This is a genomic window from Bacillus paramycoides, from assembly GCF_001884235.1.
Lineage (GTDB): Bacteria > Bacillota > Bacilli > Bacillales > Bacillaceae_G > Bacillus_A > Bacillus_A paramycoides.
On the sequence record NZ_MAOI01000107.1, the window covers coordinates 67,895 to 89,335 of the forward strand.

Genomic DNA, 21,441 nt, shown 5'->3' on the forward strand with positions numbered 1-21,441 from the left:
GTATATGTTCTTTTTGAAGAACGGTATGGATGTTATTAATTTCAAAATAATATAAAACAGCGGAGAGGGAGAGATACGATGAAATTAGTTTGGAAGATTATTAGCAACGTTATCTCATTTGTTTTATTTGCATTGATGGTTTTTTTAGCTTTTGTAGTTATTTCGTCAAAAGCGAGTGGCGGGGATCCGACTGTGATGGGATATCAATTTAAAACAGTGTTATCAGGATCGATGGAACCGACATTTTTAACAGGATCAATTATTGCGGTAGAGCCAACTAAAGATGGTTCTAAATATAAAAAAGGCGATGTTATTACGTTTAAAGAGAAAGATAACAAAATTATCACTCACCGTATTATCGGTGTGAAAGATACAAATGGAAAAGTAATGTATGAAACAAAAGGGGATAACAACAACGGAGCAGATTTAGAGCCAGTACTTGCAGAGAACGTAATTGGAAAGTACGGAGACATTACAGTACCGTATGTTGGTTATTTACTGAATTATGCGAATTCAAAAGCGGGAGCTGCATTACTTCTTATTATTCCTGGAGTCTTTTTACTTGGCTATTCCGCAATTTCTATTTTTGGTGCTATTCGTAGTATCGATGGGGAAAAGAAAGATAAAAAAGTAGAACAATCCGTATAGTTATTTTGGTTATATCTTCCTATTAGGAAGTTAACAAATATATATTATGGGGGATTTGGACATGACCTTAAAGAAAAAATTAGGAATGGGTATCGCATCAGCAGTACTAGGAGCAGCATTAGTTGGTGGAGGAACATTTGCATTCTTTAGCGACAAAGAAGTGTCAAACAATACATTTGCGGCTGGTACACTTGATTTAGCGGCAAACCCATCGACAGTTGTTGATGTATCGAATTTAAAGCCTGGCGATACAATTAAAAGAGATTTTAAACTAGAAAATAAAGGCTCTTTAGACATTAAAAAAGTTTTACTAAAAACAGATTACAAAGTAATCGATGCGAAGGGCGACAATAAAGATGATTTTGGTAAACATATTAAAGTAACATTCTTAAAAAATGTAGATAAGCATGAAACAATTGTAAAAGAAACAACACTAGATAAATTGAAGGGTGACACACTTACAGCGGTAGATAATGATTTATCTGCTTGGTTCTGGGATGAAAAAGGTATTTCTGCAGGTAAGTCGGATAAATTTACAGTGAAATTCGAGTTTGTTGATAATAAAAAAGACCAAAATGAATTCCAAGGCGATAAACTAAATTTAACTTGGACGTTTGATGCACAACAAACAGATGGTACAGAAAGATAATATAATATAAAAGGGGCTATCACCTTGATAGCCCCTTTTACAGTTAAATAGCGTGGATTGGAATGTATTTTCTAGGATATGGCTATCATTTTGTACAAGTCTTTATTATAATGAAAGTAACGTTCTGTATAAAGAACACATTGTTCGATGGGAGAGATTCAGATGCTGAAAACACCTCGCAAATTAAAAAAGATGCTTATATTGCCGTGTATGTGCTCTATTACGTTTTATTTAGGCTCTCAAATGATGACGTATACAGAAGCTGCATTTATTCATGAAACGAAAGTAGAAGCCACTCTTTCTACAGCGATTATATTTCCGAAAACAGTTGATACGTTAAAGGAGCAAGCTGAGCAACATAAACAGTATATTGGACATGAGTATGGAGAAATGAAAGCGAAATTGAAAGTTACTTCTATTGAAGAAATAGAACAGGCAATTGTTGTATGGCAGCAAGGACGTGAGAAAATTGCTTCTGAGAAGGAGGCTTTACAAAAAGTATATACTTTAATAGAAACTCCTTACAATCAAATACAAGAAGAATTAAAAGTGAATAAAAGTGAATCAATTCAGCAAGTATCCTCGTATGTGAACGAAGGTTTTCATAGTATTAAAGAGAAGCGTGATTATGTTGATAAAGAGGCTAGTTTGCCAGCAATTGATGAACAAATTCAGGCTCTACAACAACTATTAAAAGATGAAACGGTAAAGAAACAGAATGAAATAGAAGAACAGAAGAAAGCAGAAGAACAGAAGAAGGTAGAAGAACAGAAGAAAGCAGAAGAACAGAAGAAAGCAGAAGAACAGAAGAAAGCAGAAGAACAGAAGAAAGTAGAAGAGCAGAAAAAGCTAGAAGAACAGAAAAAATAGAAACAGATAAACAGTCTGATCAAATGGAGTATGAAAAGGCTACTTCAACTGATCCAGTGAAACAATTGAAAAATAATAATGTGGTGCAAGAGAAAACGAATGAATAAGCTGCAAATAGCTATAAAAAATATTAATGTTTATATGAGTGTGAGGGAACGTCAGCCCTCACCTTTTTGTCTTACTTTCTTTTTCTTATAAAATGTATTTGAGTGTGGAGCAAGTGCTAAATTAGTAAAGTATTAATCTTTTATTTTCTGAAAAATCAAAACAATATTGAGAAATAAAAATACTTGAAAATATATATTGTGTTTACATAGATTTGTTCGTTATAATGAACATAAGGTCTTTAGAAAGAACAAATATTAGCTTAGCTAATATAGTTTTAGTTATATCTCTTATTTCAAATAAGAGATAGCAATGTAAAAATACAAAAAACAGCTAGGGGGAATTGATTGTGAGTCTGAAAAAGAAATTAGGTATGGGAGTTGCATCAGCAGCATTGGGGTTATCTTTAATTGGTGGAGGAACATTCGCTTACTTTAGCGATAAAGAAGTATCAAACAATACATTTGCAGCTGGGACGTTAGATCTTACATTAAACCCTAAAACGCTTGTAAATATTGATAATTTAAAACCAGGGGATTCTGTTAAGAAAGAGTTCTTATTAAAGAATAGCGGTACTTTAGCGATTAAAGACGTTAAATTAGCGACAAAGTATTCTGTGAAAGATGCAAAAGGCGATAATGCTGGAGAAGACTTTGGTAAGCATATTAAAGTGAAATTCATTTGGAACTGGGATAAACAAAGTGAACCTGTTTATGAAACAACATTAGCAGAATTACAAACGTTAGATCCAGACGTTGTTGCTAAAGATGTTTTTGCTCCTGAATGGAGTGAAAAAGGTGGTTTAGAAGCTGGATCAGAAGACTATCTATGGGTACAATTTGTATTCGAAGATGATGGTAAAGATCAAAATAAATTCCAAGGCGATTCATTAAACTTAGAATGGACATTCAACGCGAGCCAAACAGATGGCGAAGAAAAATAATAAATCAAAAAGCGGGTATCTCCCGCTTTTTTTTTATAAAGAAAAAAGGAGCGCTAGTTTTATATGCTCCTTCATATATATTATTTTTGATTTTGCTTCCACTGTGTAAATTCTAGAAATTCACGGAATTGTTCTTTTGAGACACCGGAGCTCATTGCATCTTTAACAAGTTGTGTCCATTCGGAGTCCAGGTGGCTTTCTGTTGTTGTTTCATCATGAAGTAAAGTATCAACTGGAATTTGTAGAACTGCTGCAATTTTTTCAAGAAACTGAATGGAAGGGTTTTTTTGTAAATTCCGTTCTATGGAACTAATGTAAGATTTAGCGACACCAGCTTTTTCGGCGAGTTCTGTTAATGAAATCCCTTTTTGTAAACGAAGGCGTTTTATACGTTCTCCAATCATATTTGCGCACCTTTCTATCAATGTGTAGTCGTCTTATGATGTCATTATTATAACATAAACTTCGTTAAAAAGAACGAGGCTATTGTGCTTGGCTCGTTTGCTTCATACGTTGAAAAAAGTATTCGATCTCTTGCAGGGCAATACCAGAATCTAGGGCTTCAAGTATTAAATCAATCCATTCTGGATCTAGTGAGTCCGCCTTATCTTTGTACAAGTGTGATTCCTCCCTAATTATTGGTCATAATTGCAGCTACATAGTAGACGATAATTGAACCGAATTTTATATTTATGTGTCAAATTATCGAATATTGTGTAGATAAAATCCCCATTAAATTCCCTCAGTAAAAATTATAAAGTGTTCGCTATAATTTATCAATATTTTCAGAAAACATTAATAAATTGTGATATATTCGTATACTAACTAAGAAATTTTTACAAATATATTAAAAAAATTACATAATATGACTAAATATTGAAAAAATATTGAATTTTTAATAAAATTCAATATGTAATACATATTTTTTATTAGGGGAGGAAATAAGGGATGAAAAAGAAACCATTTAAAGTGTTATCAACAATTGCTTTGACAGCTGCTTTAGGCCTTTCATTTGGAGCTGGAAGCCAATCTGCGTATGCAGAAACGCCTGTGAATAAGACAGCTACGAGCCCAGTTGATGACCACTTAATCCCAGAAGAAAGATTAGCAAATGCGCTAAAAAAACGTGGGGTAATTGATCAGTCAGCTTCAAGTGAAGAGACAAAAAAAGCGGTCGAAAAGTATGTAGAGAACAAGAAGGGTGAAAATCCTGGCAAAGAACAGGCAAATGGGGACCAACTTACAAAAGAAGCATCTGACTTTTTAAAGAAAGTAAAAGATGCAAAGGCAGAGACGAAAGAAAAATTAGAGCAGCCAGCAAACGGGACTGCAGCAGGAACAGGCCCAGTTAAAGGCGGACTAAATGGTAAAGTACCAACTTCATCAGCAAAACAAAAAGAGTATAACGGTGAAGTTCGTAAAGATAAAGTACTCGTTTTACTTGTAGAGTACGCTGATTTCAAACATAACAATATTGATAAAGAACCTGGCTATATGTATTCGAACGATTTTAATAAAGAACATTATGAAAAAATGTTATTCGGTAACGAGCCGTTTACGTTAGATGATGGAAGTAAAATTGAAACGTTTAAACAATATTATGAAGAACAATCTGGTGGTAGCTACACAGTGGATGGAACAGTTACAAAATGGTTAACAGTTCCAGGTAAAGCAGCTGATTATGGTGCAGATTCTCCAAATGGCGGCCATGATAATAAAGGACCAAAAGGACCGCGTGATTTAGTAAAAGATGCACTAAAAGCAGCTGTAGATAGCGGTATTGATTTATCAGAGTTTGATCAATTTGATCAATATGATGTAAATGAAGATGGAAATAAAAATCAACCTGACGGTTTAATCGATCATTTAATGATTATTCATGCTGGTGTTGGACAAGAAGCTGGTGGCGGTAAATTAGGCGACGACGCAATTTGGTCACATCGCTGGACAGTTGGACCAAAACCATTCCAAATCGAAGGTACGAAAGCGAAAGTTCCATATTGGGGCGGGAAGATGGCTGCGTTTGACTACACAATTGAACCAGAAGATGGCGCAGTTGGTGTATTCGCACATGAATATGGTCATGACTTAGGTCTTCCAGATGAGTATGATACACAATATAGCGGTAATGGTGAGCCGGTTGAAGCTTGGTCTATTATGAGTGGCGGAAGCTGGGCTGGTAAAATCGCAGGAACAACGCCAACAAGTTTTTCACCGCAAAATAAAGAGTTTTTCCAAAAAACAATCGGTGGTAGCTGGGCGAATATCGCAGAGGTAGATTACGATAAGTTAAACAAAGGTATCGGTTTTGCAACGTATTTAGATCAAAGTGTTACGAAGTCGGATCGTCCAGGCCTGATTCGTGTTAACTTACCAGATAAAGATGTAAAAACGATTGAGCCAGCATTCGGTAAACAATATTATTACAGCACAAAAGGTGATGACCTTCACACAAAAATGGAGACACCGCTGTTCGATTTAACGAATGCAACGAATGCGAAATTCGATTTCAAGTCATTATATGAAATTGAAGCAGGTTACGATTTCCTTGAAGTACACGCTGTAACAGAAGACGGTAAACAAACGTTAATTGAACGTCTTGGTGAGAAAGCAAATAGTGGAAATGCAGATACGACAAATGGAAAATGGATTGACAAATCATACGATTTAAGTCAGTTCAAAGGTAAGAAAGTGAAATTAACATTTGATTACATTACTGATGGTGGTCTAGCATTAAATGGATTCGCTCTTGATAATGCGTCATTAACAGTAGATGGTAAAGTTGCATTCTCTGATGATGCAGAAGGTACACCACAATTAAAATTAAATGGTTTCGTTGTATCTAATGGAACAGAGAAGAAAAAACATAACTACTATGTAGAGTGGAGAAACTATGCTGGTGCAGATAAAGCATTGAAATTTGCTCGTGGTCCAGAATATAACACTGGTATGGTGGTATGGTATGCGGATTCAGCTTACACAGATAACTGGGTGGGTGTACATCCAGGACACGGTTTCCTTGGTGTAGTTGATTCTCACCCAGAAGCAATTGTAGGAACTTTAAATGGTAAACCAACAGTTAAGAGTAGTACACGATTCCAAATCGCTGATGCGGCGTTCTCATTCGATAAAACGCCAGCTTGGAAAGTTGTATCTCCAACGCGCGGAACGTTCACGTACAATGGTTTAGCGGGCGTACCGAAGTTTGATGATTCTAAGACGTATATTAATCAGCAGATTCCAGATGCAGGACGTATTTTACCGAATCTTGGTCTGAAGTTTGAAGTAGTAGGACAAGCTGATGATAATTCTGCAGGTGCTGTTCGTTTATATCGTTAATACAGTAAAACTACCGAGGGATTTTCTTTCGGTAGTTTTTTTGAGCAATGAATTTTATATAAAAGAAAAAGTTATATATAATGTAACTTTACGAATAAAAAAGTTTTATATGTTGTTTCTATATAAATAATGAAAGAACTGGATAAAAATAGTGGGAGAAGGTGAATGAATGAGTATTTCTTCTATTGTAAATAAGCAAAAGGAATATTTTTATAAAGGACATACGAGAAGTGTAGAAATAAGAAAGAGTAATTTACAGAAGCTTTATGATGGGATTCAGCGTTTTGAGGATGAAATTTTTCAAGCACTGAAAGTAGATTTAAATAAGTCAATTCACGAATCGTTTACAACAGAAATCGGATATGTGCTAAAAGAAATTTCTTTTCAAATGCAACATATTTCATCATGGAGTAAACCAAGACGTGTTCGAACAGCTCTTACGCATTTTGGATCAAAGGGGAAAATAGTACCAGAACCGTACGGTGTAACGCTTATTATCGCACCATGGAATTATCCGTTTCAATTAGCAATCGCGCCTCTTGTTGGAGCCCTAGCAGCGGGAAACACAGTTATTTTAAAGCCTTCTGAGTTAACACCAAATGTTTCAAAGGTTCTTGTGAAAATGTTAGAAGAGTTATTTACAGAAGAACTTGTGGCGGTAGTAGAAGGTGGTGTTGAAGAAAGTACGGCTTTGTTAAAGGAACCATTTGACTATATTTTCTTTACAGGTAGTGTTGGTGTGGGGAAAGTTGTCATGGAAGCAGCGGCGAAAAATTTAACGCCTCTTACGCTAGAACTTGGCGGGAAAAGTCCATGCATTGTACATAAAGATGCAAAGCTAGATGTAACGGCAAGACGTATTGTTTGGGGCAAGTTTTTGAATGCTGGGCAGACATGTGTGGCGCCTGATTATATGTACGTTCATTCGTCAGTGAAAGAACAGTTAATCAAGGCATTGCGACATGAAATTGCAGAGCAGTATGGAAAAGATGCTTTACAAAATGACAGTTACGTACGAATTGTGAGTGAGCGTCATTTTGAACGTTTATGTACATTTTTACAAGACGGTAATCCAGTGATTGGTGGGAATTATAAGAAAGAAACGTTACATATTGAGCCGACAGTATTAACAAATGTTACATGGCAAGACTCTGTGATGGAAGATGAAATTTTTGGCCCGATTTTACCAATACTAGAATATGACAAAATAGAAGATGTAATTGAAACGATTCAGCAACATCCAAAGCCGTTAGCACTATATGTATTTTCTGAGGATAAAGGTGTACAAGAGAAGGTTACTAGAAATATTTCATATGGCGGAGGATGTATAAATGATGTTGTATATCATCTTGCAACGCCATATTTACCTTTTGGGGGCGTTGGAAGCAGTGGATTAGGAGGATATCATGGTAAAGAAAGTTTTCGAACTTTTTCCCATTATAAAAGCATTTTGTCCCAATCTACAGCGTTCGATATGAAAATTCGTTATTCTTCTACAAAAAGTGCTTTAAAATTTATACGAAAGTTGTTAAAATGATGATGGTGTTTATCAGTAGGCGTAGCCGTATGATAAAAGCCCCTTCGCAATGGAAGGGGTTTTTCTGTTCGACATATGTATCGTGCGAAAATGAATCAAACATACTACATAAAGAATAGAAGAGAACGCTTGCTAAATAACCATTTTTGTTTGGATCGAAACAAAAAATAGTCTATAGAACATAAATATTTATTCATGAATATAAAAATTTAAATTTAAGGTAGATAGGACGGGAAAATGAAAAAGATTATTAAAGTTGAAGCAGTAGAAAAACATTTTGGAAATCAAGTGATTATCCCACCTCTTTCTTTAGACATTAAAGAAGGAGAATTTTTAACGATTTTAGGACCGAGTGGTTGCGGGAAAACGACTTTACTTCGTATGATCGCGGGTTTTGAAACTCCAACTAAAGGGAATCTTTTATTAGACGATGAAAAAATAAATGATTTGCCGCCGTACAAGCGTCATATGAATTTAGTGTTCCAACATTACGCACTATTCCCACATATGAATGTCGAAAAAAATATTTGTTTCGGTATGAAAATGCAAAAAGTACCAGCAGCAGAACAGAAAGAACGTGCTGAAGAGGCAATGCGTTTAACGCAGTTACTTGAGTTCCGTAATCGTAAACCTTCGAAGCTTTCTGGTGGGCAGCAGCAACGTGTAGCAATTGCTAGGGCAATTGTAAACAACCCACGTGTATTACTATTAGATGAGCCACTTGGAGCGCTTGACTTTAAGTTAAGAAAAGATTTGCAACGTGAATTGAAAAACTTACAACGTAATTTAGGAATTACGTTCATATATGTAACGCACGATCAAGAAGAAGCGATGAGCATGAGTGATCGTATTGTCGTTATGAATAAAGGGCATATCGAACAAGTCGGCACGCCTAAAGAAATTTATAATCAACCGAAAACGTTGTTCGTTGCAACGTTCATCGGTGAAAATAATATAGTGAAAAATGGGGAAAACTACGTAGCAGTTCGCCCTGAAAATGTAAAAGTTCGTTCGGTTGAGCAACCAATTTTAAAAGAATACCATCTTGGGCATATTGAAGATATTGAGTTTGTTGGAAATATGGAAAAGCTTTATGTACGTGATGAGAAAACATCGGAATTACTAATGGCATACCAAACTGCTGAAGAAGCAGCGCAGTGGAGCATTGGAGATAATGTATACGTAGGCTGGGAGCAAGAGGACGAGGTGACCTTAAATTGAAAAAAGGGAAATTACTCGCATTACCTACGGTCACGTGGCTGTTAATCTTTTTCTTATTTCCGCTTCTATTCGTATTAGCATTCGCCTTTTTACAGCGCGGAGCATACGGGACAGTGGAAATGCAGTTTACGCTAGATAATATAGTGCGTGTGTTTGATCCGCTGTATATGGGTACGTTATGGGAAACAGTAAAGATAGCTGTTATTACAACAGTACTATGTTTATTAATCGGTTATCCATTTGCGTATACAATTACAATTGTTGATCGTAAATATCGTTCCATTCTATTATTATTAGCAACGATTCCATTCTGGATTAACTTCCTTGTTCGTTCATACGCATGGATTGTTATTTTACGTTCACAAGGTCTTGTGAACACATTGCTATTGAAACTAGGTATTATTAGTGAGCCTTTAAATTTACTATATAACACACCTTCTGTAGTACTAGGGATGGTTTATTCTTTATTACCATTTATGATTTTACCAGTGTATGCGGCTATTGAGCAGCTTGATAAGCGCAAGCTAGAAGCAGCTTATGATTTAGGTGCAACACCAGTAAAGGCATTTTGGAATGTAACATTACCGATGACAATGTCAGGAGTTGCTACTGGTTCTATTTTAGTATTCGTTTCTTCTATTGGAATGTTTGTTGTATCAGATGTAATGGGCGGATCGAAAGTAGCATTAATCGGAAACGTAATTCAAAACCAATTCTTAGGTGCGCGTGACTGGCCGTTTGGTTCTGCGTTATCAATTATCGTTGTTCTATTCTCTGTTCTGTTAATTTACTTATATTATCGTGCAACGAAGGTATATAAATATGATGAGAACGGAGGGGAATAGGCAACGATGAAGAAGTTTTTAGTTTCTTATTCTTGGTTAATTTTATTATTCTTGTATTTTCCAATGATGGTTTTAATGGTATATTCCTTCAACGATTCCCGTATTAATGCGGAATGGGAAGGCTTTACATTCCATTGGTATACAGATTTATTTCAAAAACAAGATGTTATTGATGCGTTTATAAATAGTATGACGATTGCGATTATAACGACGGTTGTAACGACCATTCTTGGTGTGATTTTTGCGATTGCATTACATCGTTATAAATATCGTTTTGAAGGAGCTATTAACGGCCTTGTATACTTACCAATTTTAATTCCTGATATTTTAATGGGATTATCTTTACTAATCTTATTTAGCCAATTAGGTATCGAACTTGGACAAGTAACGATTATTATTGCGCACATTACATTTAGTATTTCATTTGTTGTTGTTATTTTAGCGGCACGTCTTTCTAGTATGGGACGTGATTTAGAAGAGGCTGCAAATGATTTAGGGGCAACACCGTGGCAAACATTTCGCTATGTAACATTTCCAGCCATTGCGCCGGGAGTTGTTTCAGCAGCACTATTAACATTCACATTATCAATTGATGATTTTGTAATTAGTTTCTTCGTATCAGGACCAGGATCAACAACATTGCCATTATACATTTACAGTATGGTTAAGCGCGGAGTATCGCCTGAAATTAATGCCCTTTCTACAATTTTAATTGTTGTTATCGTAGGATTAATGGTTTTATCTGAAATTTTCCGTAACAAAGGTGCAGATGGTGAAGAAAACTCTGGAGGACACCTTCCTTTATAATACGAATGATATAGAAAGTACGAGGGGGTAATAAACCGATGAAATTAATGAAGAGATTAGCTGGTGCAGCAATTAGCTTCAGTCTTGTTGCAGGTGTACTTGCTGGTTGCGGCGAGAAGAAAGAAGAATTAAATATTTATAGCTGGGCTGATAATTTTGATGAGCAAGTTCTAAAGGATTTTGAAAAGAAATATAACGTGAAAATTAACTATGATAAATACGCAAGTAACGAAGAAATGCTTGCAAAATTACAAGCTGGCGGTGCGAAATACGATTTAATTCAGCCGTCTGATTACATGGTTAAAACAATGGCGAAAATGGACTTATTAGAGCCGCTAGATAAGAAGAATATTCCAAATATCGAAAATCTAGTTTCTAATTTTAAAACACCTCCATTTGACCCAGAGAATAAATACTCTCTAGTATATACTTGGGGTGTAACAGGAATTGCATACAATAAAAAGTATGTGAAAGAAGCACCTACAAGCTGGGCTGATTTATGGAACGATAAATATAAAGGACATGTTACTTTATTAAATGATTCTCGTGAAGTATTAGGAATGGGACTTAAGAAAAACGGTTTCTCTAATAGTACAAAAGACGATGCGCAGTTAAAGACGGCAGCTACTGATTTACAGAAGCTACTTCCAAACTTACTAGCATTTGATACAGATAACATTAAACAAAAATTCATTACTGAAGATGCGTGGATCGGGACTGTATGGTCTGGAGACGCAGCATTTATCGCAAAAGATAATAAAGATGTAGAATATGTTGTACCAAAAGAAGGCGGTACAATTTGGGCTGATACGTTAGCGATTCCAAAAGGTGCAAAACATAAAGAACTTGCAGAGAAGTTTATGAACTACTTATTAGATGAAAAAGTAAGTGTGAAAAACTACGAGTCAATTGGTTACAGTAATCCAAATGAAAAAGCTCGTTCTCTTCATAGTAAAGAATATCGTGATAACCACATGATCTTCTTATCACCAGAAGAATTAAATCGTACAGAATGGCTTGTTGATGTAGACGATAAGTTAAAAGACTACGATCGCTACTGGACAGAGTTGAAAACAAAAGGTAAATAAGTAAGAAAATGCGGTTTCTGAATAGAAATCGCATTTTTTCATAAGTAGGAGGAAATCGTTTGAAGAAAAAGTTACATCGATATGAGTTCATGTGTATGATTTTATTACTTGCTTTATTCGGCATTATCGCTTGGAGAGTACAAGCATGCGGAGTTACAGCAGTGGATACATATGTCCGCGGGATGGTAAAAGGATTACAAACAGAAAGCTCACTTACATTCTTCACATACGTTACAAAGTTAGGATCTGCAATTGGAGTTATAACGACACTAATTATAAGTTTGCTCGTTTTTTGGAAAAAACGTTATTATGCTGCTATGATTGTGTATCCAATGGCTATATTAACGACACATCTTGTTAATAAAGGGATAAAAGAAATTGTAAAAAGAGACCGTCCGTCATTAAATGAGGCACTTGACGCACTTGGATATAGCTTCCCAAGTGGACATGCAATGCTATCTATTATGACATTTGGTTTTCTTGCCTATATCATTGCTGCCAATTTGAAGAGTGTAGCTGGGAAATGTGGTATTACGATTTTGCTGGGCATATTAATTATATTGATTGGATTAAGTAGAGTTATTTTAAATGTTCATTATCCGACTGATATTTTAGCTGGTTACTGCGTAGGTGGGATTTTGTTAATTATAGCGATTTATTGTCATCGTTTACTTACCGAGAGGCTTCAGCTTAATAAAGAGAGATAGAAAAATGTCTGGAAAAACTATCATTATAGTGTTTCCAGACATTTTTTGTTTATACAAAGATATGATACAGTATAAGTGACAATGGAATTATATAAAGTAGGTGGAAATGTGTGAAGACAAATGTACATAAAATTGATAAGTGGGGGAAGTTAGGGGCTTTTTTGTATAAATTCCGTTATACAGTAATCGTAGCATTAATAGTATTAGCGATAGCGCTCGGTATTTTTGCTCCGAAACTTCCAGGAGTATTAGGTGGTGATGGTTTCCAAACGGAAGGAGATTATCAAAAGACGAAAGAAATTTTAGATAAAGATTTTAAGCAGTCTCAGGATACACTTTTACTCATCTTTGAGAAGAACAAGGATGCTTCACATGAGCAGTTTCAAAAAGGTATAGAGGGAATTATAAAACATATTCAAGAGAAAGAAACATATGAGTCTTTCCATCATCCAATAGAAAATAAAGAGATGCTACAAGATGATATCGGTTATGCGACGATTTTATTTTCCGGGAAAACAAATAAAGATCGAATGGAAAAGACATTGCAATTCGCTGATGAAATCAAGAAAGAAAGTAGTGCAGTATTAAAAGTAACATCGACAGGGTATCCGAAAATTAATCAAGAGATTAATGAAAGAACACAAAATGATTTAAAAGTAGCAGAGATGATCGGTTTACCTATTGCTTTTCTCGTACTATTATTCTCATTTGGTAGTCTGCTTGCGTCTATTTTACCGATTTTAAATGGGCTACTAAGTGTAATTAGTACGATGGGGATTTTATATTTTATCGGTATTGATAAAGAGCTATCTATTTTCGTGTTAAATGTTGCACCGATGATTGGGCTCGCATTATCAATTGATTTTGCACTGTTATTTGTAAATCGCTTTCGAGAGGAAGTTGCGAAGAGAACAGTGAAAGAGGCAATCGCGATTACGTATCAAACCGCGGGACGCGCTATCGTATTTTCAGGGTTATGTGTATTCGTCGGTTTATCCGGTTTATTTTTCTTTAAGATAGACTATATTCAATCTGTTGCCATTAGCGGGATGATTGTTGTCATTATGAGCATTTTATTTTCACTCACACTCCTTCCTGCACTGTTATCTTTAATCGGAAAAAGAATATTAAAAAAGAATCAGGTAGCACCTACTCCATCGAATGTATGGCGTAAATTTGCGCAGTTTGTAATGAAACATCCAATCGTAATGATTGTTGCTGTTACAACATTTATTGTTATTTGCTTATTACCACTACGTACAGCTAATTTGCAGTTTCCTGGTGTCGAAGCATTACCAGAAAAGAGTGATACGAGAGTTGCATTTGAGAAGTATGAAGAAGCCTTTAATAAGACTGTCAAAACACACGCCGATGTTACTTTAGTAGTAGAGACGAAGAATGATATAACAGAAAAAGAAAGCTTACAAAAGGTAGAAAATGTCGTTCAAAAGTTAAAAGATGATAAGCAAGTATATAAGGTGAAAAGTGTATATAACGAGCTAAATGGGATGAAAGCAGATCAAGTTGCGGGAATGTTACAATCACCGGAAGCGGCGAAAATAGCTCCTGTATTTGAAGCGTATACGAAAGGGAATAAGACGACAATTCAAGTTTTCCTAGATACAAAACCACGTACGGAAAAAGCTAAACAATGGGTTCGTGATTTCAAAAAGAATTATAAAGAAAACGATGTTACTTATTATTTAGGCGGGATGACAACGTTCCAACAAGAGTTAGAAGATGAAATTAAAGATAAAGTTGCAATTGGTATGTCTGTTATATTTGGATCAACCTTTGTTATTTTATTATTCGCATTCCGTTCTATACTCATTCCAATAAAGGCGATTATTATGAATGTACTTAGTTTAAGTGCAACAATTGGAATTGTTATTTGGTTATTTGAAGGTGGTCATTTCGGATTAGATGAGAGTTCAGTTCTATTTGTTTTGCCAATCTTCATTTTCGGTCTCGTATTTGGACTAAGCATGGATTATGAAGTATTTCTTATTTCACGAATGCATGAGTTATATGAGGAAACAGGAGATAACGATCAAGCAACGCTAGAAGGGCTTGTCTCGACAAGCCGCATCATTACGTCCGCTGCTTTAATTATGATTGTTGTTACTGGTGCATTCGCCTTTACTGATATTTTACCAGTAAAGCAGATGGGTATTGGTGTTGCGTTAGCGATATTTCTTGATGCAACAATTATTCGACTTATGCTTGTACCAAGTTTAATGAAATTGTTTGGAGATTGGAACTGGTGGTTACCATTTCGAAAGAAAAGAGAAAAATCATCATAAAAAAATACTCATCTATAAGATGAGTATTTTTTTATGAATAGCAAGGCCTATATTTTGCAAATAGTATGTGATAAGAACAATACATACAAGTAGGTGAAGGCAATGTTTCGTTATTTTAAGTTTAAGCTAAATGATACAGTACAGTTTGCTGAAAACGATGGGCATATGTATCGCATTGTCGGTTATCGGTTAGAAAAAGGGTTTTATCCAAAAGATGAATGGACTCATATTATATATGAGTTGCTTAGAGAATTTGACGGGTATACGATGGATGCGGAAGAGGAGGAACTTGTAAAGGTTATTCAAGTAGAAGAAGAATATTACAAAATACAAGAAGTATCGGGGTATCGTTATCCAGTAAAAATGAAGCAAAAACAGCAAGTTATGAAAGTGGAGAAGATAGACGACTTATTAGATACGTACAACGACTATAAACGATTGGCAGATTTCTTTAAAGATTTATCGTATGAACAAAAAGCTGAAGAAGTGTTGCAGGAAATGAAAAGGATTAGAGCGTAAAGGACAGTCTGTTTGTAGGCTGCCCTTTATTTTTGACGGTGCATCATATAGTGTTTTCCGTTACAATAGGGGAATCAATAGAAATAAGGTGATATAGTATGGAAACGAAGAAAAAGGGCGAATGGTGCGAAATTACGGTTCCAGCGATATGGAATGGTATAAGCATTGAGTCGTTGTTAAAAGTAGAATGGGAAGTACCGAAAAAGTTATTACATCAGCTTCGTATGGAAAAGGGGGTTACAATTAACGGCGAACAGAGGAGATGGAGTGAACTTTTAAAAGAAGGAGATAAGTTGCAAGTTCATATGTTTATGGAGGAGGAGTACGGCGTAGAGCCGGAATACGGTGAATTAGATGTAGTGTTTGAAGATGATCACGTAATCATTGTAAATAAGCCGGAGCAAATGGATACGCATCCTTCTGAAAAAAATGGGACGGGAACACTTGCAAATCTTGTTGCTTTTCATTTTCAAATGCAAGGTTTAGAGACGAAGGTTCGTCATATTCATCGGCTAGATAAAGATACGACAGGTGGGGTTGTATTCGCGAAGCATAGAATAGCTGGTGCGATTATGGATCGTCTATTAATGGAACGAAAGATTAAAAGAACGTATACGGCACTTGTTGAAGGGAAAGTAAAAAAGAAGCAGGGCACAATTGACGTGGCCATCGGAAGAGATCGACATCACGCTACAAGGCGCCGCGTATCTGAAAAGGGTGACCAAGCTATAACATATTATAAAGTAGAGAAATATTTTAAGAAGCAAGATACTACCCTTGTAACGTTACAATTAGAAACCGGTAGAACCCATCAGATCCGCGTTCATATGAGCTATAATGGAAATCCATTAGTTGGGGATGTATTATACGGTGGACAAACAAAATATATGTCCCGTCAAGCGTTGCATGCGATGAAAATTAATTTTTTGCATCCAATTACGAAAGAAGAGATCGAAGTTGAAGTACCGTTCCCTACAAGTTTAAACAATAAAATGAAAGAATTTCAAAGAACAAATGCGTAAAATGTAAGTTTTACATTGAGAAAGGTAGATTTTTGCAGGGATTTCTCTAAAAGAGGCGAAGCCGTAAAGAGAAAAGAGAGGTGAGAATCACTTGGTCAAATATAAATATATACTAGGAATATTTTTCGCTTGTCTTTTATTTACTCTATGCCTCTATCCATATTTATCAAGTCGCATGGCAGTACATTGGAACGAGAGTGGTGTGCCAAACGAGTATATGAGTAAACAAGTTGTTATATTATTTATTCCTTGTCTTATTATTTTCTTACATGGATTAGTGTATATTATTTCACATAATATATATAAGTTTAATAAAGGAGAGCAGTTCATTATAAGTGGATTTATAGAGAGTGTTACTTTATTTATGTTGTTTATCCATATGCTCATTCTCTTGATTAATTTAGGAAATATTATATCCTTTCAAACAGGACTAACAATTGGAATTAGTATGTTTCTTTTTATGCTTAGCAAAGAGTTTAAAAAGGCGAAGGGTACTGAGAAAGAACCGATTAAATTACAAAAAATTCGTTTAGTTAGTAGACGAATCTTTCAAGTGATGGCATGCAGCATATTGTTGTCGTTATTTTTGAACTTGAAGTGGGGATTTTATCTGTTAATTAGTGTAATAAGCTGTGGGTCTATTTTGTTTATGTTCTACATTTTATACGCATACATATTAGAAAGCTATGAAACATAGAAAAGAGTCTTCTAGGAGAAGACTCTTTTTTTCTATTTACTTCGTAATAAATTGTTGTGTCCAGTAGTTTCCGCTTTCTACATAGCCAACACCGATGTGAGTGAAGCCGCTATTTAAGATATTTGCACGGTGTCCAGCACTGTTCATCCAAGCTTGTACAACTTCTTCTGGTGTACGTTGACCTTGAGCGATGTTTTCGCCCGCAGATTTATAAGAAATACCAAATTTCTTCATCATGTCAAACGGAGACCCGTATGTAGGGCTGTTATGATCAAAGTAGTTATTCTTTTGCATATCTTCAGATTTAATACGTGCTACTTTGCTTAATTCGGTATCGATTTTTAATGCTGGTAAGCCTTGTTTTGTACGCTCTGCGTTTGTTAATTCAACAACGCGTTGTTCGAATTCGCTTAAAGATTTTGCTTCTTCAGCAGGCTTTTGCTCAGCAGGTTTTTGAGTTTCGTTTTGATTGTTATTGTTTTGTGTACCGTTATTTTCAGCAGGTTTTTGAGCTTCTGGTTTAGCTGTTTCTTCAGCAGGCTTTTGTTCTACAGGCTTTTGTTCTACAGGTTTTTGAGTTTCTGGTTTAGCTGTTGGTTGTTCAGTAACAACATTTTCAGTAGGCTGTTGACCAGGAATGAAGCAACCTTGTTGGAACTGTCCTTGATTCCATTGTGCTAAAGATTCGATTCCCATAGATTGTAAGAATGCTTGTAATTCTTGTTGGCTCATTTGCTTCATAACAACTCTAGAATGCTGAATATTTTGAACCTTTATGTTAGATGGTTGTACTGTTGCAGCTTGTGCATCTAAAGATGATACTCCTAGAGTAAGAGCTGTTGCAGCAGCTACAGATAATAAAACACGCTTTTTCATGATGTGTGTGTCCCCCTATGTAAAGTTTTAAATTGTTTTCACACGATTTGTTTTTGACAGCCTGTCCGACTGACAAATTTATCGTAGCATATAATTTGCAAGAAAAAAGATGGAAAAAAATTCATAGACTTAAAATTTACCTAATTTATCCTAGAGTAGTAGAGAAGAGGAGAGAGGAGAAAGCTAGAGTATAAAAGGAATTTTCCGCATTTTCATCCTTACTAAAAATGGAGATTTTTTGGATGAAGTTTCCTATATGAAAGAATGAGAATCCTATTGTATCAACGGTTCATGTGTTTTTTTGAGGAATATACTGGATTGTTTTTTACAAAACTGTAATGTTTCTGTTGTTCTTTTTTATTATAAAGTAACATATTCTTAATTTTGTAGCGGACAAAAAAGCGGCTATCTCTTTACATAGACGGAAGAGATAGCCGTTTTCCTATTGTTACGTATGTTACGAGTTATTACGAGTTGGTTTCAATTGCTTCTAATAATAAGTCTACAATATGAATTCCACGCATTTTATGAGAGAGTTTTTCGCGTTCAATACCTAGTTTCATTTGTAATAGACACCCAGGATTTGCAGTAACAATTGTCGCTGCATCTGTTTCATTCACACGGTCCATTTTGTAATCTAGAAAGTCCATTGATAACTCTGAATGAACAATATTATAAATACCAGCAGAACCACAGCAACGGTCCGCATCTTTCATTTCACGATATGTTGCGCCTTGGATGGCCTCAAGCAACATACGAGGTTCAGAAGATGTTCGCATAACATTACGTAAATGACAAGAGTCTTGGTACGTAATAATTTGTGGCGAAAGTCGTAAATCAGTTCGCTTATGGAAATCTAGTTCTACTAGTATAGCAGTAATATCTTTAATTTTAGAAACAAACTGCTTTGCGCGCTCTGCCCATTTAGGATCATCTTTTAATAAATAATCATAATCTACGAGATAAGCTCCGCAGCCACCTGCATTCGTAATGATATAATCGATTTGTAAATCTTCGAATGCTTGTATATTTCGTTTTGCTAATTCTTTTGCACCACTTTTTTCACCAGCATGCCCGTGTAATGCCCCGCAGCAACTTTGTGTTTTTGGAATAACGACATCACAACCGGCAAGCTGAAGAAGTTTCATCGTTGCGTTATTTGTTTCTAAAAACATCGTATCCATTAAACAACCAGTGAAGAAAGCAACTTGTTTTTTCTTTGTAATTTCAGCATGTAAAAATTCAGGGCGATTTTTCATTTCTTTCATTTTAGGAGCTTTCGGTAAGACAAGATCCATTGTTGCCAGTGTTTCAGGGAATAGCTTCATAATCCCCGTTTTATGTGAGAGCGTCTGCAAACCAGAGCGTTGATAAAATCCAATGAGTCCAGTTAGTGTTCTCATACGGTTTTGATGAGGGAATAACCCTTCAAATACTACTTTACGAACGGCTTTCACTGGCATTGAAAATTTTTTATTTTGATTAATAATGTCGCGAGCTTCTTCTAATAAATGTCCGTAATTCACACCGGATGGACAAACAGGTTCGCAAGCGCGGCAACCAAGGCAGACGTTTAATGTATTTTCAACATCTTCGTCGGGTTCAATTAAGCCATCAACGACTGCTTTCATTAAGGCGATACGTCCACGTGGTGAGTGTGATTCTTTATATCCAGATTGAATGTAAGTAGGACAAGTAGGTAAACAAAAACCGCATCGCATACAATTTAATAGTTCATCTTCATTTAATCGTTCTTTAAATTCCTTTTGAATTTTCTCCTTATTTAATGTTGTCATCGCTCAACCACCACTCTTTTACGAGAGTCTTTCGCGAACATTTTTCCAGGATTCATAATGTTATTTGGATCAAAGGCTTGTTTAATACCTTGCATTGCAGCAATACCTTCTTTACCTAATTTCATTTCTAAATATGGAGCTTTCATCGCACCAACACCATGTTCACCAGTAATCGTGCCACCAAGCTCAATCGCTTTCGCAAATATTTCAGCGAAAGCTTGCTCAGCTCGGTGCATTTCTTCTTCGTTACGGGCATCTGTCATACAAGTTGGATGTAGGTTGCCATCACCAGCATGCCCAAAAGTACAAATAGGAATATTATATTTTTTTGCAATCGTATTAATTGCTTCAACCATTGGAGCGATTTGTGAACGTGGTACAGTTGCATCTTCTAATATTGTTGTAGGTTTTAGTCTTGCAAGTGCAGACAATGCACTACGGCGTGCTGTACGAAGCGCATCTGCTTCTGCTTCATCTTTTGCAACGCGAACATCAACCGCGTTCATGGTGCGGCAAACGTTAGCCATTTTTTCAATATCACGATTGACGACTTCAGGTGGACCGTCTTGTTCAATTAATAAAATTGCTTTTACGTCAGTTGGTAAACCGATTTGTGCAAACTCTTCTACAACTTCAATTGTCGGTTGATCTAAAAACTCAAGTGTCGCTGGAATGATTTTATTTGCAATAATGGAAGAGACAGCACGTGCAGCTTCGTTAATGTCCTCATATAGTGCGAGCATAGTTTTCTTCGTTTCAGGCATAGGAACAAGTTTTAATATCGCTTCTGTTACAACACCAAGTGTACCTTCAGAACCAATAAATAAACGAGTTAAATCATAACCAGCTACATCTTTTGCTAATTTACCACCAGTGCGAATGATGTCGCCATTCGGTAAGACAATTTCAAGCCCCATTACATAATCACGTGTTACGCCATATTTTAAACCACGCAATCCGCCCGAGTTTTCATTAATATTACCGCCAATTGTAGAAATTTTCATAGAGCTTGGATCTGGTGGGTAAAATAATCCTTTTTCTTCTACTGCTTTAATAATATCAAGTGTAATAACACCAGCTTGTACAGTAATTGTTAAATTCTCTTCGTCAATTTCCAAAATTTTGTTCATATGGCGGAAAATAAGGACGATACCGCCTTCTAATGGACACGTTCCTGCACAAAGGTTGGTTCCAGAGCCACGAATATATACAGGGATCTTATGAGTGTTACACACTTTTAACACTTCGGCTATTTCATTTGTATTACGAGGAGCAATGACTGCATCAGGCATCGCTTGGAAGTTTGGAGTGGCATCATAACTATAAGTTAAACGCCCCATATTGGATGTATCTACATTATTTTCGCCAACAATGGATACGAATGAATCAATAATTTGCTTTTCTAACATTAGAAATCCCCCTCAAACTGTTAACGTATTTAGTAATAATAAAAAACGTTGTAACAGTGC

General features: G+C 35.8%; 20 protein-coding genes. 15 read left to right on the plus strand and 5 right to left on the minus strand.

The annotated features are described in order from the left end of the window. Positions 1-78 precede the first annotated feature (78 nt). From sipW to calY, 4 genes are all read left to right on the plus strand, one after another. The gene (gene sipW / locus BAU28_RS23105) at positions 79-648 is read left to right on the plus strand and encodes a signal peptidase I SipW (RefSeq protein ID WP_071720128.1); all 570 of its coding nucleotides are present in this window, start codon (positions 79-81) and stop codon (positions 646-648) included. A gap of 61 nt (positions 649-709) precedes the next feature. Beyond that, positions 710-1,297: a CalY family protein gene (locus BAU28_RS23110; RefSeq protein WP_048369551.1), complete on the plus strand. Its 588-nt coding sequence runs from the start codon at positions 710-712 to the stop codon at positions 1,295-1,297. A 162-nt stretch (positions 1,298-1,459) separates the two neighbouring features. Continuing rightward, positions 1,460-2,167, plus strand: coding sequence for a DUF4047 domain-containing protein (locus tag BAU28_RS23115; protein WP_071720129.1), 708 nt, complete (start codon positions 1,460-1,462; stop codon positions 2,165-2,167). Between the two features lie 454 nt (positions 2,168-2,621). Continuing rightward, positions 2,622-3,215: a biofilm matrix protein CalY gene (gene calY / locus BAU28_RS23120; protein WP_002170930.1), complete on the plus strand. Its 594-nt coding sequence runs from the start codon at positions 2,622-2,624 to the stop codon at positions 3,213-3,215. 80 nt (positions 3,216-3,295) lie between these two features. On the opposite strand, the gene BAU28_RS23125 is transcribed toward calY, so the two are convergent. Together BAU28_RS23125 and BAU28_RS23130 are read right to left on the minus strand one after the other, a co-directional pair. Then, positions 3,296-3,619: a helix-turn-helix domain-containing protein gene (locus BAU28_RS23125; RefSeq protein WP_002170931.1), complete on the minus strand. Its 324-nt coding sequence runs from the start codon at positions 3,617-3,619 to the stop codon at positions 3,296-3,298. Between the two features lie 79 nt (positions 3,620-3,698). Continuing rightward, complete coding sequence (locus BAU28_RS23130; protein ID WP_002170932.1) at positions 3,699-3,833, minus strand: anti-repressor SinI family protein; 135 nt, start codon at positions 3,831-3,833, stop codon at positions 3,699-3,701. A 330-nt stretch (positions 3,834-4,163) separates the two neighbouring features. On the opposite strand from BAU28_RS23130, the gene inhA1 reads away from it, so the two are divergent. The 11 genes from inhA1 to BAU28_RS23185 all read left to right on the plus strand — a co-directional run bounded on the left by inhA1 (position 4,164) and on the right by BAU28_RS23185 (position 17,300). Continuing rightward, positions 4,164-6,554, plus strand: coding sequence for a M6 family metalloprotease immune inhibitor InhA1 (gene inhA1, locus BAU28_RS23135; RefSeq protein WP_071720131.1), 2,391 nt, complete (start codon positions 4,164-4,166; stop codon positions 6,552-6,554). Positions 6,555-6,723: 169 nt separating this feature from the next. Beyond that, positions 6,724-8,091: an aldehyde dehydrogenase gene (locus tag BAU28_RS23140; RefSeq protein WP_048369543.1), complete on the plus strand. Its 1,368-nt coding sequence runs from the start codon at positions 6,724-6,726 to the stop codon at positions 8,089-8,091. A gap of 237 nt (positions 8,092-8,328) precedes the next feature. Further along, a complete protein-coding gene (gene potA, locus BAU28_RS23145) occupies positions 8,329-9,312 on the plus strand; it encodes a spermidine/putrescine ABC transporter ATP-binding protein PotA (RefSeq protein ID WP_025151015.1) in 984 nt (327 codons plus the stop codon). Beyond that, positions 9,309-10,157, plus strand: a complete 849-nt coding sequence (gene potB, locus BAU28_RS23150; protein WP_025151014.1) for a spermidine/putrescine ABC transporter permease PotB — start codon at positions 9,309-9,311, stop codon at positions 10,155-10,157. Before potA ends, potB begins: the two co-directional genes overlap by 4 nt. Before the next feature lie 6 nt (positions 10,158-10,163). Next, the gene (potC, locus tag BAU28_RS23155) at positions 10,164-10,964 is read left to right on the plus strand and encodes a spermidine/putrescine ABC transporter permease PotC (protein WP_048369540.1); all 801 of its coding nucleotides are present in this window, start codon (positions 10,164-10,166) and stop codon (positions 10,962-10,964) included. A gap of 38 nt (positions 10,965-11,002) precedes the next feature. After that, complete coding sequence (gene potD / locus BAU28_RS23160; RefSeq protein WP_048369538.1) at positions 11,003-12,052, plus strand: spermidine/putrescine ABC transporter substrate-binding protein PotD; 1,050 nt, start codon at positions 11,003-11,005, stop codon at positions 12,050-12,052. A 59-nt stretch (positions 12,053-12,111) separates the two neighbouring features. Then, a complete protein-coding gene (locus tag BAU28_RS23165) occupies positions 12,112-12,759 on the plus strand; it encodes a phosphatase PAP2 family protein (RefSeq protein WP_071720133.1) in 648 nt (215 codons plus the stop codon). A 110-nt stretch (positions 12,760-12,869) separates the two neighbouring features. Then, positions 12,870-15,062 (plus strand): MMPL family transporter, encoded by a 2,193-nt coding sequence (locus BAU28_RS23170; protein ID WP_071720134.1) that lies wholly within the window; start codon positions 12,870-12,872, stop codon positions 15,060-15,062. Positions 15,063-15,164: 102 nt separating this feature from the next. Beyond that, a complete protein-coding gene (locus BAU28_RS23175; RefSeq protein ID WP_002170941.1) occupies positions 15,165-15,581 on the plus strand; it encodes a hypothetical protein in 417 nt (138 codons plus the stop codon). 98 nt (positions 15,582-15,679) lie between these two features. Next, positions 15,680-16,603 (plus strand): RluA family pseudouridine synthase, encoded by a 924-nt coding sequence (locus BAU28_RS23180; RefSeq protein WP_071720136.1) that lies wholly within the window; start codon positions 15,680-15,682, stop codon positions 16,601-16,603. Between the two features lie 91 nt (positions 16,604-16,694). Further along, positions 16,695-17,300 (plus strand): DUF1648 domain-containing protein, encoded by a 606-nt coding sequence (locus BAU28_RS23185; RefSeq protein WP_071720138.1) that lies wholly within the window; start codon positions 16,695-16,697, stop codon positions 17,298-17,300. 36 nt (positions 17,301-17,336) lie between these two features. On the opposite strand, the gene BAU28_RS23190 is transcribed toward BAU28_RS23185, so the two are convergent. The 3 genes from BAU28_RS23190 to glcD all read right to left on the minus strand — a co-directional run bounded on the left by BAU28_RS23190 (position 17,337) and on the right by glcD (position 21,381). Next, the gene (locus tag BAU28_RS23190) at positions 17,337-18,176 is read right to left on the minus strand and encodes a CAP domain-containing protein (RefSeq protein WP_071720140.1); all 840 of its coding nucleotides are present in this window, start codon (positions 18,174-18,176) and stop codon (positions 17,337-17,339) included. Between the two features lie 467 nt (positions 18,177-18,643). Beyond that, positions 18,644-19,972 (minus strand): (Fe-S)-binding protein, encoded by a 1,329-nt coding sequence (locus tag BAU28_RS23195; protein ID WP_071720141.1) that lies wholly within the window; start codon positions 19,970-19,972, stop codon positions 18,644-18,646. After that, positions 19,969-21,381, minus strand: coding sequence for a glycolate oxidase subunit GlcD (gene glcD / locus BAU28_RS23200; protein WP_071720143.1), 1,413 nt, complete (start codon positions 21,379-21,381; stop codon positions 19,969-19,971). The genes BAU28_RS23195 and glcD overlap by 4 nt, the downstream gene beginning before the upstream one ends. Between the last annotated feature and the right edge of the window lie 60 nt (positions 21,382-21,441).